11 protein-coding genes and 1 pseudogene are annotated in these 15,115 nt (G+C 70.3%); 7 read left to right on the top strand and 5 right to left on the bottom strand.

The genetic code is table 11. The features are described from left to right. Positions 1-41 precede the first annotated feature (41 nt). Positions 42-1,535 (bottom strand): protoporphyrinogen oxidase, encoded by a 1,494-nt coding sequence (gene hemG, locus FJV46_RS04390; RefSeq protein WP_275668126.1) that lies wholly within the window; start codon positions 1,533-1,535, stop codon positions 42-44. A gap of 215 nt (positions 1,536-1,750) precedes the next feature. Continuing rightward, positions 1,751-2,812: a uroporphyrinogen decarboxylase gene (hemE, locus tag FJV46_RS04380; protein WP_087029547.1), complete on the bottom strand. Its 1,062-nt coding sequence runs from the start codon at positions 2,810-2,812 to the stop codon at positions 1,751-1,753. Between the two features lie 183 nt (positions 2,813-2,995). On the opposite strand from hemE, the pseudogene FJV46_RS04375 reads away from it, so the two are divergent. Further along, positions 2,996-4,279 (top strand): annotated as a pseudogene (locus FJV46_RS04375) (glutamyl-tRNA reductase); the annotation flags it as partial. A 210-nt stretch (positions 4,280-4,489) separates the two neighbouring features. Here FJV46_RS04375 and moeB read toward each other — a convergent pair. Continuing rightward, complete coding sequence (moeB, locus tag FJV46_RS04370; protein WP_087029550.1) at positions 4,490-5,722, bottom strand: molybdopterin-synthase adenylyltransferase MoeB; 1,233 nt, start codon at positions 5,720-5,722, stop codon at positions 4,490-4,492. A gap of 155 nt (positions 5,723-5,877) precedes the next feature. Between moeB and FJV46_RS04365 the strand changes: the two genes are divergently transcribed. Together FJV46_RS04365 and FJV46_RS04360 are read left to right on the top strand one after the other, a co-directional pair. Continuing rightward, on the top strand, positions 5,878-6,498 hold the full coding sequence (locus FJV46_RS04365; RefSeq protein WP_087029552.1) for a TetR/AcrR family transcriptional regulator: 621 nt from the start codon (positions 5,878-5,880) through the stop codon (positions 6,496-6,498). A 45-nt stretch (positions 6,499-6,543) separates the two neighbouring features. Further along, on the top strand, positions 6,544-6,768 hold the full coding sequence (locus FJV46_RS04360; protein WP_087029553.1) for a DUF3107 domain-containing protein: 225 nt from the start codon (positions 6,544-6,546) through the stop codon (positions 6,766-6,768). Between the two features lie 124 nt (positions 6,769-6,892). Here the strand turns inward: FJV46_RS04360 and FJV46_RS04355 are convergent, their stop codons facing one another. After that, complete coding sequence (locus FJV46_RS04355) at positions 6,893-7,702, bottom strand: ferritin-like fold-containing protein (protein WP_087029555.1); 810 nt, start codon at positions 7,700-7,702, stop codon at positions 6,893-6,895. Positions 7,703-7,861: 159 nt separating this feature from the next. On the opposite strand from FJV46_RS04355, the gene FJV46_RS04350 reads away from it, so the two are divergent. The 3 genes from FJV46_RS04350 to FJV46_RS04340 all read left to right on the top strand — a co-directional run bounded on the left by FJV46_RS04350 (position 7,862) and on the right by FJV46_RS04340 (position 12,349). Further along, entirely contained in the window at positions 7,862-9,394 is a 1,533-nt protein-coding gene (locus FJV46_RS04350) for an RNB domain-containing ribonuclease (protein WP_306298291.1), read from the top strand. A 231-nt stretch (positions 9,395-9,625) separates the two neighbouring features. Further along, positions 9,626-11,440 (top strand): DEAD/DEAH box helicase, encoded by a 1,815-nt coding sequence (locus FJV46_RS04345; protein ID WP_087029558.1) that lies wholly within the window; start codon positions 9,626-9,628, stop codon positions 11,438-11,440. A gap of 6 nt (positions 11,441-11,446) precedes the next feature. Continuing rightward, positions 11,447-12,349 (top strand): DNA-methyltransferase, encoded by a 903-nt coding sequence (locus FJV46_RS04340; protein ID WP_087029559.1) that lies wholly within the window; start codon positions 11,447-11,449, stop codon positions 12,347-12,349. On the opposite strand, the gene FJV46_RS04335 is transcribed toward FJV46_RS04340, so the two are convergent. Further along, positions 12,342-13,184: a PHP domain-containing protein gene (locus FJV46_RS04335; protein WP_087029561.1), complete on the bottom strand. Its 843-nt coding sequence runs from the start codon at positions 13,182-13,184 to the stop codon at positions 12,342-12,344. The genes FJV46_RS04340 and FJV46_RS04335 overlap by 8 nt on opposite strands. Positions 13,185-13,471: 287 nt before the next feature. Between FJV46_RS04335 and FJV46_RS04330 the strand changes: the two genes are divergently transcribed. Next, positions 13,472-15,052 carry an aminopeptidase P family protein gene (locus FJV46_RS04330; protein WP_370684686.1) on the top strand — a complete coding sequence of 527 codons (1,581 nt, stop codon included), beginning with the start codon at positions 13,472-13,474 and terminating at the stop codon, positions 15,050-15,052. Positions 15,053-15,115 lie beyond the last annotated feature (63 nt).

The following is a 15,115-nucleotide window of genomic DNA, read 5'->3' as shown; positions in this document are numbered from 1 at the left end:
CCGAATTCTTTCTCTTCTACAGAGAGTAGAAGAGATGAACGTCACAGCGGGTCGGCCGTGGACCCGAGATCCAGCGCATCGGCGAGGGCCGTGGCCCGCGCCCTCGCGTCGTCGATCACGGCCACGAGTCCCGTCCCCGCGAGCCATCCGCCGGTCACGGCGAGGGAATCCGACGCCGCAGCCACGATCGAGCGGATGCGTGCGACGCGCTCGCGATGCCCCACGGAGGCGTGCGGCAGGGCGCCCGCCCAGCGCACGACGTCCCAGTCGAGCACGTCGGCCTCCCCGATGGCGACATCGAGCAGGGTCGAGGCGTCCGCGAGCGCGTGCCGGTACAGGACGTCGTCCGGCGAGCCGAGCCCGACGTCGGCGGGCGAGTCGCCGACGCGACCGAAGGACAGACGCAGGACGTGCGACCCGGGACCGGCCTGGTCCCGCAGCCACGCCCACTTCGCGGTGGAGTGGGTCAGGGCCTTCGCGGCCACACCTTCGACACCGCGTGCCACCAGGACGCCGGTACCACGTGGCCGTGCGTCGAGTTCCGGCACGTCGACGATCAGGGTCACGAGGGCCACGCCGGGGACAGGATCGGGGCGCTCGCCGGCGAGGGACGGAAGGGCAGGGGCCAGGAGGTCGACCGCCGAACGGCCTTCCGTCGCCACGACGACGGCGTCGGCCCCGATGCGGCGGGTGAGGCCCGAATGCTCGGTCGTCACGCTCCAGCCCGCACCGGCACGGGTCACGACCGAGACCTGCTCACGGGTCCGCAGGTCGGCGCCGTCCGCCCTGAGCCGCTCCACGAGGGCGTCGCGGAGTTGCGCCATCCCGCCCGCGAGGCCGCCGACGGCGGCGCCGGCCGGTGCCGCCGCGCGGAGGGCTCCCGCCGCCGCTCCGAGGGACCCGACCCTGCCCATGGTCGACCGCAGGCCGGGCGCCACGGAGTCGACGTCGAGGTCGTCCGGGTTCGCGGAGAACACCCCGCCGGCGACGGGCGCGACCAGGCGGGTGAGCACCTCCTCGCCCATCCGGGTCCGGACGAGTTCACCGAGGCTGACGCCACTGCGGGTCGCCAGGGAGCCGACCGGCAGCACCCTGTCGAGCGCCGCGCGCAGGGAGCCGGCGCGGCCGATCACCGCAGTGATGGCCGGATCGGACGGATCAGCCGGGATCCCTAGCACCCCCGAGTTGGGCAGGGGTTGCGCCGAAGCACTGAGGCTCTTCCCCGGAAGCTGTACCCAGGCGCCGGTGGCATCGGGGGCCACGATGCGCTCCGCCAGGCCGAGCTCGGCTGCGAGCGTGGGCACGGTGGCCGACCGCGTGGAGAACGACTCCGCGCCACTGTCGAGCCGGAATCCGCCGAGGGACCTGCCGTCGACGGTCCCGCCGAACCGTTCGGACTTCTCCAGCACCATCACATTCATCCCCCGGGCCAGCAGGGTGCGGGCGGCGACGAGGCCCGCCATTCCGCCACCGATGACGACGACGGTGCATCGCGGCTGCGGCCGTGAGCTCGCCGATCCACCCGGTGCCGGCAGCTCGTTCGCCGCGACACCAGCATCCGCTCCGCCAATCTTCGATCCCGACTCCGATCCCGAGGGCGGCTGCGGTACCGACGGGGACGGGGATGCCGACGCCGACACGGGCCCCGAGGCCGGCTCCGATACCGGCTCGTGGTCGACGGCGGCACCCCCGAGGGCGCCGGTCGCGGGCAGCGGGTCCCTCCGGCCTAGGCCCGTCCCCCTGGCCACGCCTAGGGCTCCACGGAGTGGATGAGCTCCACGATCCGCGTCAGTACGTCGGGATCGGTATCCGGCGGCACGCCGTGTCCGAGGTTCACCACGTGCCCGGGCGCCGACGCACCGGCGGCGAGCACCTCGCGCACGTGCCGTTCGAGCACGGGCCAGGGTGCGGGCAGCAGCGCCGGGTCGATGTTCCCCTGGAGCGGAACAGCACCGCCGAGGCGCCGATTGGCCTCGTCGAGGGGCAGCCGGTAATCCACACCGATCACGTCCACGCCCACCTCGTGCATGGCCACGAGCAGTTCCGAGGTTCCGGTGCCGAAGTGGATGAGGGGCGCACCGAGACCACGGACGTGATCGAGGGCCCGGCGTGACGCTGGAGCGACGTGCGTCCGGTAGTCGACCAGGCCGAGCGATCCCGCCCATGAGTCGAACAGCTGTGCGGCGCTGGCGCCGGCCTCGAGCTGCGCCCGGAGGAAGGCACCGGAGGCATCGGCAGCCCAGGCGGTGAGCGCCGCCCAGGTCTCCGGATCGGCATGCATCATGGTGCGCGGGCCGAGGTGGTCCCTCGACGGCTTCCCCTCCACCATGTAGGCGGCGAGGGTGAAGGGCGCGCCCGCGAAGCCGATGAGCGGCGTGGTCCCGAGTTCGGCAACGGTCAGTGCCACGGCCTGTCGGATGGGCTCCAGGGCCTCCTCCGTCAGGGTCGGGAGCGCGGCGACGTCGGCGGCGGAGCGGACCGGCGAGCCGAGGACCGGTCCGACGCCCGGCACGATGTCGACGTCGACCCCCGCCAGCTTGAGCGGGATGACGATGTCGGAGAAGAAGATGCCGGCGTCCACATCGTGGCGGCGGACGGGCTGCAGCGTGATCTCGGACGCCATCGCCGGGTCGAGGCAGGACTCGAGCATGTTCGTACCCTCACGGAGCGCACGGTACTCCGGCAGTGACCGGCCGGCCTGGCGCATGAACCAGACGGGACGCCTCTGCGGAGTCTGTCCCCGATAGGCCGAGATGAGAGCCGAACCGGACGTGCGTCCGTCGACCAGCGGGTGTGATGCTCCAAGGTCCATACCGCCGATTCTGCCGAAGATCGCATCGTTTGGATAACCGGGCCGGTTCGGGCGACGTCGAGCGTGGCCAACATCACCCCCCGGACGGAGGCGGAGAATCCCGCATGATTCCGCGGATTGCAAGCCCCGGTAAGGCTGACCTATTCCGTGGGGAAGGAGCCTTCTCGGTATGATCGAGGAGTTGTGGTACTTCTTTCTCTCGTAGCGACGCACTCGAACGTGGACCTGGAAACCGTCGCCCGGCTCAGTGTCGGGGCACCCCAGGTCCCTTCAGTCGCGCTCGCCGATGACAGGTCGGTCTCCGGTGCCGTCGTGCTGGCGACCTGCAACCGCTTCGAGATCTACGCCGAGGCGCCGTCGGACGAAGACGTCGAAGCGGCACGCTCGGCGATCGTCTCCACCATCAGCGAGTACTCCGGCATCCCTGAGCAGTCGGTCTCCGCCTCGTTCGAGACCCACACGGGACAGGACGTGGCCGAGCACCTCTTCGCCGTCGGCGCGGGCCTCGACTCCGCCGTGATCGGCGAGCGGGAGATCGCAGGCCAGGTCCGTCGGGCGCTCATCGACGCCCAGGGCTCCGGCGCCGCCAGCGGCGGCCTCGTCCGCCTCTTCCAGGCCGCATCGAAGACGGCGAAGGATGTCGGCGCGCAGACCGCCCTCGGCACCCGCGGGCGGTCCATCGTGTCCGTGGCCCTCGAGCTCGCCGGGGACCTCTCCGACACTGCTGACTGGTCACGCAAGACCGTCGTGCTGTTCGGGACGGGCGCCTACGCGGGTGCGGCCATGGCCGCGCTGAAGGACCGGGGGTGCACGGACATCTCGGTGTTCTCCTCCTCCGGCCGGGCCGAGGCATTCGTCGCGACGCGCGGCGGTACCGCCGTCACCGCTTCCGACCTGCCGGGAGCCATGCGGCGGGCCGACGCCGTGATCGGCTGCAGCGGCAGCGACGCGCGGATCGACGCCTCGGATCTCGCGCGCATCCGCGAGGGGAGCAACCGGCAGCTCGTCGTCATCGACCTCGCGCTCAGCCACGACTTCGATCCGGCCGTGGGCATGCTCGACGACGTCGAGCTCATCACCCTGGAATCGGTGCGGGCAGCAGCTCCCGAGGAACAGGCTGACGCGCTCGCCCAGGCCACCGACCTCGTGCGCAACGCCGCGCGCTCCTTCGAGGAACAGCAGGCGACGCGGGCCATGAACGCCGCGATCGTGGCCCTCCGACGGCACACGCAGGCGGTCCTCGACTCCGAGATGGAGCGGGTCCGCGCCCAGCACGGATGCACGGCTGCCGCCGAGGAGGTGGAGTTCGCCCTCCGCCGCATGGTCCGCCAGCTCCTCCACGTCCCGACCGTGCGCGCGCGGGAGCTCGCAGCGGAAGGTCGGCAGGACGACTACACCGCAGGACTCGAGGCCCTCTACGGTATCGACCTGATGCTGCCGGCCGAACAGGCTGCCGGGCCCGCGGCACCTGCCGGTGGCGCCGTCGTGCCGGTCGCAGCTCCGACCTCCGCGGCTCCCCCGGCCCGGACCGACGCGCGCGCCGAGGGCCCCGTCTGCCCCGTCGACCACGAGCGGCCCGCGCAGACCCGTCGACCACGAGCGGCCCGCGCAGAGCGCCTGAGCCTCCCGCACGGCTCTCCTCACGGCACTCGTCCTGAACACAGCCAGGAACCGCGTCTAGTAGCTGGGTTTGTCCGGTTCGATCCGACGCACCCACTCGAGGATCCCGCCGTCGACGGATCGCACATCGGGGTGGCCCTGTGCACGGAGGAATCGGACGACGTCGGCTGATCGCACTCCTGATTTGCAGTGGACGAGCACCGTACGATCGGTGCCGATGCGCTCGTCACCGTCGAGGATGAGATTCTGCGGCACGAGCCTCGCGCCCGCGATGCTCACCACCGCGTACTCCTCCGGAGTCCTGACGTCCAGCAGGTCGAAGTCCGCGGTTCCGGCCGCCCGCCCGTCGAGCAGGGCCGCCAACTCTGCCACGGAGACCAGGGGAACGCCGTCCGCCCCGGCGGTGCCGGCTGCGGCGTCGGTGCCGGGTTCCGCGGGCCGGACGCCGCAGAACTGCTCGTAGTCGATGAGCTCGGTGATCCTCGCGGCAGCGGGGTCGGGGCGGACGCGCAGCTCCCGCCAGCTCATGTCGAGCGCATTGAACACCAGCACACGGCCGAGGAGCGTCGAGCCCACTCCGGTGATCAGCTTGATGGCCTCGTTGACCATGACCGACCCGATCTGCGCACACAGCACCCCGAGCACGCCGCCCTCCGCGCAGGACGGCACCGAGCCGGGCGGCGGCGCCTCCGGATACAGGTCGCGGTACGTGGGCCCGCGGTCCTGCCAGAAGACGCTCACCTGTCCGTCGAACCGGAGGATGGAACCCCAGACATAGGGCTTGCCGAGAAGGGCGGCGGCATCGTTCACCAGGTAGCGCGTGGCGAAGTTGTCGGTGCCGTCGACGATCAGGTCGTACCCGGCGAACAGCTCGAGCGCGTTCCACCGATCCAGGCGCTCCTCGTGCAGCACCACCTTCACGAGCGGGTTCACCCCGAGGATGCTGTCCCGGGCGGACTGCGCCTTCGGCCTGCCGAGATCCGCCATCGAGTGGATGACCTGCCGCTGCAAATTGGAGAGTTCGACGTCGTCGTCGTCCACGATGCCCAGCGTGCCGACCCCCGCGGCGGCGAGGTAGAGGAGCGCAGGAGAGCCGAGCCCACCGGCACCGATCACGAGTACCCGCGCGTTCTTCAGGCGCAGCTGCGCATCGACGCCGAACCCGGGGATGATGAGGTGCCGCGAATAGCGGAGGGTCTCGTCCCGTGTGAGGCCCGCTGCCGGCTCCACGAGCGGCGGCAGCGGCCCGGACGCGGTGCCGGGGTTCTGATCGGTCGGCGAAGCAGTCATGCCCAAGGGTATTCCGCAGTACGTCGGCGGAGCCACCGCGACGGCCGGGGCGGCCCACCGGCCGCCTGCCCGGTGGCGTCGTCGGACGGAGGCGGTGGCCGCGTGGGTAGACTGATCGGGCCCCATCGACCCGCAGTACCGGAGAGGATCCTCCCGTGAGTGCCGAACCCACCACCGCAGGGAAAGCCGTCCGGCTCCCGCGGGACGAGCGCCGACGGCAACTGCTCGCGGCAGCCCAGGAGGTCTTCGTCGGCAATGGCTATCATGGCGCCGCGATGGATGACATCGCGGTCGCGGCGAAGGTCAGCAAGCCCGTGCTGTACCAGCACTTCCCCGGCAAGCGGGACCTGTATCTCGCACTCCTCGACAGCCACCTCGCAGAACTGACGCAACTGCTGCAGGGCGCCCTCCGCTCCACGGACGACAACAAGCTCCGCGTCCACGCGACCATGCGCGCGTACTTCCAGTTCATCGCGCAGGACAGCCAGGCGCACCGGCTCGTCTTCGAATCGGACATCGGCAACGAACCCGACGTCAGCAGCAGGCTCGAGGAGTTCAACGCCCAGTTCGCGAGCGCGATCGCCGGCGTGATCGCCGGGGACACGCAGCTCTCGATCGTCGAGGCGACCCTGCTGGGGCGCGGACTCGCCGGGATGGCGCAGATCAGCGCTCGGTACTGGCTGGAGACGGATGGCAGCCTCGATATCGATGCTGCCGCGGAGCTGATCTACCGTTTAGCTTGGCGCGGAATCAGCCGCTTCCCCAAGGAGATCTAGAGTAGGTTCGAAGCAGTAACGCTCACTACACAGGAGGCATCCGCCGTGGAAGTCAAGATCGGTATCCAGAACGTCAACCGGGAGATCGTGGTCGAGTCCTCCGAGAGCGCCGACGCGATCGCCGAGCTCGTCGCAGCAGCAATGGGCGGTGGCTCCGAGCTCCGCCTGAAGGATTCCAAGGGACGTCAGGTCATCGTTCCGACGTCGGTCCTCGGGTACGTCGAGATCGGCGCGGAGGAGTCCCGCCGGGTGGGCTTCGGCGCCCTCTAGCACTTCTACGCACCACCACGAGAACCCGCGGCCCCTTATGGGTCCGCGGGTTCTCGTCCGCCGGAGGGCGGGACAGGGTCGCCCCCGCAGAGGGCCCGGAGCCGGATGCCTTGGGCAGCGGGTCCTATGCGGTCAGGCCCAGGGCGCTCATGCGCCGCGAGTGGTTGCGCGTCAGCTGTGAGAACAGCGCCGTCGTGTGCTGATCGTGATCCGCCTCATCGGCGAAGAGTAGCCCCGCCAGGTACTCGCGCTCCATCCCGACCCGCTGCGCCTGCGTCAGCGCCTCCCCGACGAGCCGTCGGCCCCAGAGGGCGAGCCTGGACGCGAGCCGCGGGTCGTCCGCCAGCGCCTCCTTCAGGCGCCGCTGCAGGTGGTCCGCGCCGTCGCCCGAATCGATCGCGCTGATGAGTTCACGCGTCCGCGGGTCGAGGCTGTCCGCGAGGGCCCTGTAGAAGTCGCCGGAGAAGGCGTCGATGACGTAGGCCTTCATCAGCGATTCGTACCAGTCGCCGGGGCGCGTGCGCTCGTGGAAGGCGTCGACGGAGACCTGGAACGGCGCCATCGCCTCCTCGATCGTCACACCGAGTCCGCCGACGAACCGTCCGACCATCTCGAAATGCTCGAATTCGAGCACTGCGAGCCGCCCGAGGCTCGCGCGGTCCGCGAGGCTGGGCGAGAAGCGGGCGTCGGAGGAGAGCCGCTCGAAGCCCGACAGCTCGCCGTAGGCGATGACTCCCAACAGATCCGTGACGAACCGCGCATAGCGGGGGTTCGCGAGGGCGTCCTCCCCCGCGCTGGCCGGGGTGGGCGCTGCGTCCTGGGAAACGGCAGGGGCCGGTGAGCGGTCGGTGACGGCCGCGGGGGACCGGTGGTCCTGCGTGCGGTCCGTATCTGTCGCGGACAGGGCCGTTCTGTCGGAGGAGCCGTTGTTCATTCTGCTAAGGGTACGCAATCCGAGGAGTCGGGCAATCCCCGTCAGCGCGGAGCACCGCGCCGCCGCGGGCCGGCGAGTCACTCCGGACGGCGTCCGGCTGAGCGCGACTCCGGGCGATGCTCCTGCCCGGTGTCTGTGACGTGCATTACGGTAAGGCCTGTGCCAGCACAGCATATGGACCTGAGGGACCGGGAGTCCCAGCAGCGCCTCACGGAGTCGCTGAGAAACCTGCGTGAGGAGCTCGGCGTCCGCGAGGAGTTCCCGGCCTACGTCCTGCGCGAGGCCGAGGCCGCCGTCGCGTCGCATCGCCTGCCACCGCAGGATCTGCGGGACCTGCCGTTCCTCACCATCGACCCGCCCGGCTCCACGGATCTCGACCAGGCCGTCCACCTCGCCAGGAGACCGGACGGGGACACCCCCGGGTACGAGGTGCACTACGCCATCGCGGACGTCCCGCTCTTCGTGGCACCCGGCGGTGCCATCGACACCGAGGCACGCCTGCGCGGGCAGACCCTCTACGCTCCGGACGGGCGGATCTCGCTGCACCCGGAGCTCGTGTCCGAGGGCGCCGCGAGCCTCCTCCCCGACCAGGACCGGCCGGCCTTCGTCTGGCACTTCGTCCTCGACACCGACGCCGTGGTGCAGTCGGTCACCGTCGGCCGGGCCGTGGTCCGCAGCAGACGGCAGCTCACCTACGGCGAGGTGCAGACAGCCATCGACGACGCGACGGCCGACGAGCAACTGGTGCTGCTGAGGGAGATCGGCCTGCGGCGCATCCAGCAGGAGCTCGATCGCGGCGGCGCGAGCCTCAACCTTCCCCGCCAGGAAATCACGCACGACGGCGAGAGCTACGGCATCCTCACCGAGCCCGCCCTCGCGTGCGAGGACTGGAACGCGCAGATCTCCCTCATGACCGGGATGGCAGCCGCTCAGATCATGATCGACGGGCGCATCGGCATCCTGCGGACCATGCCGGAGCCCGACGACGCCGCGCTCGGGAGATTCCGGCGGCAGTCCGAGGCGCTCGAGCACCCCTGGCCGGCGGGCGTCGCCTACGGCGCCTTCCTCAGGACGCTCGATGTCACCGATCCTCCCCAGCTCGCCCTCATGCATGCTGCCGCGTCCCTGTTCCGCGGCGCGGGGTACACCGCGTTCGACGGCGAGGTGCCGGAGGCCGTGATCCAGTCCGCCATCGCCGCCCCCTACGCTCACACGACCGCTCCCCTCCGGCGGCTCGTGGACCGCTTCGTCCTGGTGACCTGCGCATCGCTGAGCGCCGGCCAGGACGTCCCGCAGTGGGTCCGCTCTGCCCTGCCGGAGCTGAACTCCCTCATGGCGTCGTCGAACCAGACCGCATCCCGCCTGGATTCCGGCGCCATGGACGCCGTCCAGGCGGCGCTGTTGAGCAACCGGATCGGCGAGGCGTTCTCCGCCGTCGTCCTGCAGGGCTCACCCCCCGCGGTGGAGGACGCGCCGGGTAAGCAGGCGCCCCGCCTGTCCGGGACCGTGCAGGTCACCGAACCGCCGCTCGAGGCCACCTGCTACGGCGAACTCGTGGCAGGCGAGCGGGTCACGGTGATCCTGCTCGAAGCGGACATCGGCCGGCGGCGCCTCCGCTTCGAGGTCAAACCGACGGACGCGCCCCGTGAACCGCGGAATGACGCTCCGGGCAGCGGGCAGGGTAGTCTTTAAGGCGTTAGTAGTCATGGATGCCCGGTCGTTATCACTCTTGGATAACCCGCAGTACCTACTCGATCCCGAGTTTCCCGCGGGCGCAGGTCTCCCTCCGCAGCCCGCACGCAGTTGCAAGCCCGCGATCGGCTTCCACTGGACGCCCTGCGCCCGCCGACACGCTCCGCACCGGATGGAACCCATCCGGGCGTCGAGCCTCAGCGGCCGCACGGCCTGAATGAACGGTAGAACGTGCAGAATACAGATCACGACACGAACAGCACACCCGCGGACGACGCGCACCACCTCGTCGCCGACAACTCGTCGGATGCCATCGACGTCGAGGAGACGCTGGTCACCACCGAGGAACCTCACGCTCCGGTCGCCGAGACCTTCGCGGACTTCAATGTCCGTCCCGACATCGTCGAATCGCTCGCCGACGCCGGCATCACCCACCCCTTCCCCATCCAGGCGATGACGCTGTCGATCGCCCTCGGCGGCCACGACATCATCGGGCAGGCGAAGACCGGCACCGGCAAGACCCTCGGCTTCGGCATCCCGGCCATCCAGCGCGTGGTCGGGCCCGACGACGCCGGCTACGAGAAGCTCCCCGTCCCCGGGGCGCCGCAGGCACTCGTGGTCGTCCCGACCCGCGAGCTCGCCGTGCAGGTGGCGAACGACCTCACGACGGCGGCGAAGAAGCGCAACGCACGCATCGTGACCATCTACGGTGGCCGCGCCTACGAACCGCAGATCGAGGCGATCAAGAACGGCGTCGAGATCGTCGTGGGAACCCCGGGCCGCCTGATCGACCTCTACCGGCAGAAGCTCCTGGTCCTCAAGAACGTGAAGATCGTGGTGCTCGACGAAGCCGACGAGATGCTGGACCTCGGCTTCCTGCCCGACGTCGAGACGCTCATCGCCGCGACGCCTCCCGTCCGCCAGACGCTGCTGTTCTCCGCGACCATGCCCGGTCCCGTCATCGCGATGGCGCGCCGGTACATGACGCAGCCCACGCACATCCGGGCCGCGGACCCCGAGGACGAAGGCATCACCAAGAAGGACATCCGCCAGGTCATCTACCGGGCGCACAACCTGGACAAGGCGGAGGTCGTGGCCCGCATCCTCCAGTCACGGAACCGCGGCCGTGCCATCATCTTCTGCAAGACCAAGCGCACCGCCGCGAAGCTCTCCGAGGAACTGATCGACCGCGGTTTCGCTGCCGGCGCCATCCACGGCGACCTCGGTCAGGGAGCCCGCGAACAGGCCCTCCGTGCGTTCCGTGGCGACAAGATCGACGTGCTCGTCGCGACCGAGGTCGCGGCTCGAGGGATCGATGTCGAGGACATCACGCACGTCATCAACTACCAGTGCCCCGAGGACGAGAAGGCGTACCTGCACCGGGTCGGCCGGACGGGCCGCGCCGGCAAGAAGGGCACGGCGGTGACGTTCGTGGACTGGGACGACGTCCCGCGCTGGGGCCTCATCAACAAGGCGCTGGGCCTGGACACCCCCGAGCCCGTGGAGACCTACTCCTCGTCCCCGCACCTCTTCACGGACCTCGATATCCCCGAGGGCACCAAGGGCCGCCTCCCCCGCAAGGACCGCAAGCTGGCCGGCATCAATGCGGAGGTCCTCGAGGATCTCGGTGAGACCGGGAAGCGCGGCGGTGGGCGCAGCGACGGCGCAGGCGGTTCGGCCGGTTCGGGCGGTTCCGGCTCCGGCTCCGGGAGCAGCGGAGGCCGCGGGCAGCGGCGTGACGGCGGCCGCGGTGGCCAGCGGCGCGACGGCGGCCCTGCTGCGGAGCAGGGCGAGTCCGGGCAGGGATCGCGGGGCTCTCGCGGCCGGGGACGCGGTGGCAACCGGGGAACCGGGAGCGCCGGTCCGACCGACGCGGCGCCGGCAGCATCCGTGCCCGTGAGCGGCGACGCCGAGGGGGGACGCCGTCGGCGCTCCACCGAGGGCGCCGGAACGGAGACCGTGGCGAGCGACCGCCCCCGGCGCACCCGTACGCGCCGCCGCAACGGCGAGGTCGTCGGGAATCCGGCCGGCGGCGCGGAGGACTAGTCCCCGGTGACGGAGCTTCCTGCGCCGTCCGCAGCTCCTGCATGGAGGGCGGACGGCGCCAATCTCGTGGTGCATGCCGACAACGCGGACTACCTGTCCACCCTGGCGAATGGCTCCTTCCGCATGATCTACGTGGATCCCCCGTTCAACACCGGCCGCGTCCAGCGGCGCCAGCAGACCTCCATGGTGCGGGCGTCGCAGGGTTCGGGCGACCGGGTGGGGTTCAAGGGCCAGTCCTACTCGACGGTCAAGGGCATCCTCGCGAGCTACGACGACGCCTTCGAGGACTACTGGGACTTCCTGGCGCCACGGCTTGCAGAGGCCTGGCGCCTCCTCGCCGATGACGGCACCCTCTACGTGCACCTCGACTACCGCGAGGTGCACTACGCGAAGGTCATGCTGGACGCCCTCTTCGGCCGGGACAGCTTCCTCAACGAGATCATCTGGGCGTACGACTACGGCGCCAGGGCCAAGCGGAAGTGGCCCGCGAAGCACGACAACATCCTCGTGTACGTGAAGGACCCTTCGGGCTACTACTTCAACAGCGACGAGGTGGACCGGGAACCGTATATGGCGCCCGGGCTGGTGACGGCCGAGAAGGCGGCACTCGGGAAGCTGCCCACCGACGTGTGGTGGCACACCATCGTCTCCCCCACGGGTCGTGAGAAGACGGGATATCCCACGCAGAAACCGGAGGGCCTGCTGCGCCGCGCCGTGGCCGCGAGCAGTGCGCAGGGTGACTGGGTGCTGGACTTCTTCGCCGGGTCGGGAACGCTCGGTGCCGTGGCCGGGAAGCTCGGCAGGCGGTTCGTCTGCGTCGACCGCAATCCCCAGGCCGTCGAGATCATGCGGGCGCGCCTCGGACCGTGGCTCCAGGGCTCCGGCGACCGGACGGACGGCCTTAGCTGATCCGGGAGCCCGTCGCGAGGCCGACGATCGCCTCGTAGGTCTCACGGGTGGTGGTGTTCTCGCCCAGCAGATTCGGCTTGCCCGACCCGTGGTAGTCGCTGGAGCCGGTCACCAGGAGGTCGTTGTCCCGTGCGATCCGCCGAAGCTCCACCCTCGCATGCTGCGGATTGTCCCGATGTTCCACCTCGAGGCCCTTGAGCCCCGCGTCGATCATCTCGTCGATCACCGCCCCGCCGACCACGGCCCCGCGGTTGAACGCGGACGGGTGGGCGAAGACGGGCACTCCCCCTGCCTCCCTGATCAGGGCGACGGCGATCGCCGGGTGCGGCGCGTAGTGGCTCACCCAGTAGGGCGAGCGGGCCGTGAGGACACTCTCGAAGGCCTCGGAGCGGGTCGTGACGACACCGAGCGCGATCAGGGCGTCGGCGATGTGGGGGCGCCCCACCGTCGCGCCCTCCGTGACGTGCTCCTGCACCAGCTCCCAGCTGATCGGATAGTCCTCGGACATCAGCTCGACCATGCGGCGTGCGCGGGTGAGCCGCGCCTGACGGGAGCGCTCGATCTCGTCGCGCAACCCGACGTGCAGTGGATCGTGCAGGTAGGAGAGGACGTGGACGCTGATGCCGGTGTCGGTGCGGCAGGACACCTCCATGCCCGGGATGAACGTGACGCCGTGGGCACGCGCCGCGACCCGTGCCCTGTCCCAGCCCGCGGTCGAGTCGTGATCGGTGAGTGCGACGGCGTCGAGACCCGCCGCCGCGGCGGACGCGATCAGGACAGCCGGATCCTCGGTGCCGTCCGAGACATTGGAATGCGTGTGCAGGTCGATTCTCACCGGAACCAATGTACGCGCCGGCCGCGGGTGCGCCCGCCAGGCGCCACCGGTGGTCGCGCTGTTCTCCCATGGCGTGGTGCGGTCCGGATGGACTGCGCGTCCGGTCGGGCCTCGCGCCTCCTATCGGACGACGCCGCGGGGTGCCACGCCGCTTGATGAATGCCGTGCGGAGCTTCCCGACGGCGTCGAGCACGATGTGTCCTGATCCCTTGGTAATCACCTCAGCTTCTGATGCATCTGCGTGGCCAGACTTTCCCGCCCCGTCGCCACGGTGAGACGATGGCGGGGTGAGCACCGATGACACAGCACCCGCAACCCTGAATCCCACCGACTCCCCGGAGGGCCAGCCCCTCTCCGCGCGCAACGAGAACCGGTCACAGCGGCCGGACTCCGACGCCTTCAAGGCGTTCATGGCCGGCGACTGGGAGCCGGCCTCCGACGACCTCCCGGCCGCATCCGCCGTCGCAGCCCATGCCGCGCGACGCCGTCGCGCTGTCTCCGAGCGTTTCCCCGGTGAGCGGATCGTCATTCCCGCCGGGCCGTTCAAGGTCCGCTCGAACGATACCGACTACCGCTACCGCCCCCACTCGGGCTTCGCGCACCTGACCGGGCTCGGCCTGGACCACGAGCCGGACGCCGTCCTGGTCCTCGAGCCCGTGGACCCCGGCACGGGCGACGACGGCGGCCACCACGCAGCAACCCTGTACTTCCGGGAACTCGCCGGTCGCGACAGCGCCGAGTTCTATGCCGATGCCCGCTACGGCGAGTTCTGGATCGGCCAGCGGCTCTCCATGGCGCAGGTCCGGGCACAGCTCGCTCTCGAGACGGCGGACCTCGCCGAGCTCGAGGTCGCCATCACGAAGGACGCGGGCGTCGTCGAGATCGGCGGAACCAGCATCCGGCTGCTGCGCGAGGTGGATCTCAACGCGGACGCCCTGGTGGACACCTCACGCATCAACACGGGAGTGGACCTCGAGCGGGCCGATGCCCTGGATGCGGTACTCGCCGAGGTCCTGTCCGAGCTCCGGCTCATCAAGGACGCCTGGGAGGTCGAACAGATGGAGGCAGCCGTCGCGGCGACCGTCAACGGCTTCCATGACGTGGTCCGTGCGCTTCCCCGCGCCATCAGTCATGCGCGCGGCGAGCGCGTCGTCGAGGGTGCATTCTTCGCCCGCGCACGCGAGGAGGGGAACGACCTCGGATACGACACCATCGCAGCCTCCGGCAACAACGCGACGACACTGCACTGGATCCGCAATACAGGTCAGGTGAGATCCGGGGAGCTCCTGCTGCTCGACGCCGGCGTCGAGGCCGAAAGCCTCTACACCGCCGACATCACGAGGACGCTGCCCGTCAACGGCCGGTACACCGATGTGCAGCGCAAGGTCTACCAGGCGGTGCTCGACGCCGCCGACGCGGGCTTCGCCGCCGCACGGCCGGGACGCAAGTTCCGCGAGATCCACGTCGCCGCGATCACCGTGCTCGCCGAGAACCTCGACGCGTGGGGGCTGCTGCCCGTCCCGCTCGACGAGGCGCTGGCCCCCGAGGGCCAGCACCACCGACGGTGGATGCCCCACGGCACCAGCCATCACCTCGGCATGGACGTGCACGACTGCGCCCAGGCCAAGCGGGACCTGTACCTCGACGGGATCCTCACGGAGGGCATGGTCTTCACCATCGAGCCCGGCCTGTACTTCAAGGCGGAGGACCTCGCCGTGCCCGAGGAATACCGCGGCATCGGGGTCCGCATCGAGGACGACATCCTCATGACCGCCGACGGCCCGGTGAATCTCAGTGCCGCGCTCCCGCGCGCACCGGAGGACGTGGAGACCTGGATGTCCGGCATCTGGAGCCCCACCGGCGAGTAACCGACGGACATGGAGAAGGCAGGGACCCTCGGGTCCCTGCCTTTTCCATGCGGTCCGCGCTCC

The sequence above is a fragment of the Arthrobacter agilis genome (genome assembly GCF_006494655.1).
Classification (GTDB): Bacteria; Actinomycetota; Actinomycetes; order Actinomycetales; family Micrococcaceae; genus Arthrobacter_D; species Arthrobacter_D agilis.
Note: the sequence above shows the minus strand (reverse complement) of the source record. Positions and strands in the feature narration are given on the sequence as shown.

Excerpts from the sequence above, each read along its gene's own strand:
- moeB (WP_087029550.1), bottom strand. The coding sequence starts at position 5,722 with ATGACTGCTTCGCCGACCGATCAGAACCCCGGCACCGCGTCCGGGCCG.
- FJV46_RS04355 (WP_087029555.1), bottom strand. The coding sequence starts at position 7,702 with ATGAACAACGGCTCCTCCGACAGAACGGCCCTGTCCGCGACAGATACG.
- hemE (WP_087029547.1), bottom strand. The coding sequence starts at position 2,812 with ATGGACCTTGGAGCATCACACCCGCTGGTCGACGGACGCACGTCCGGT.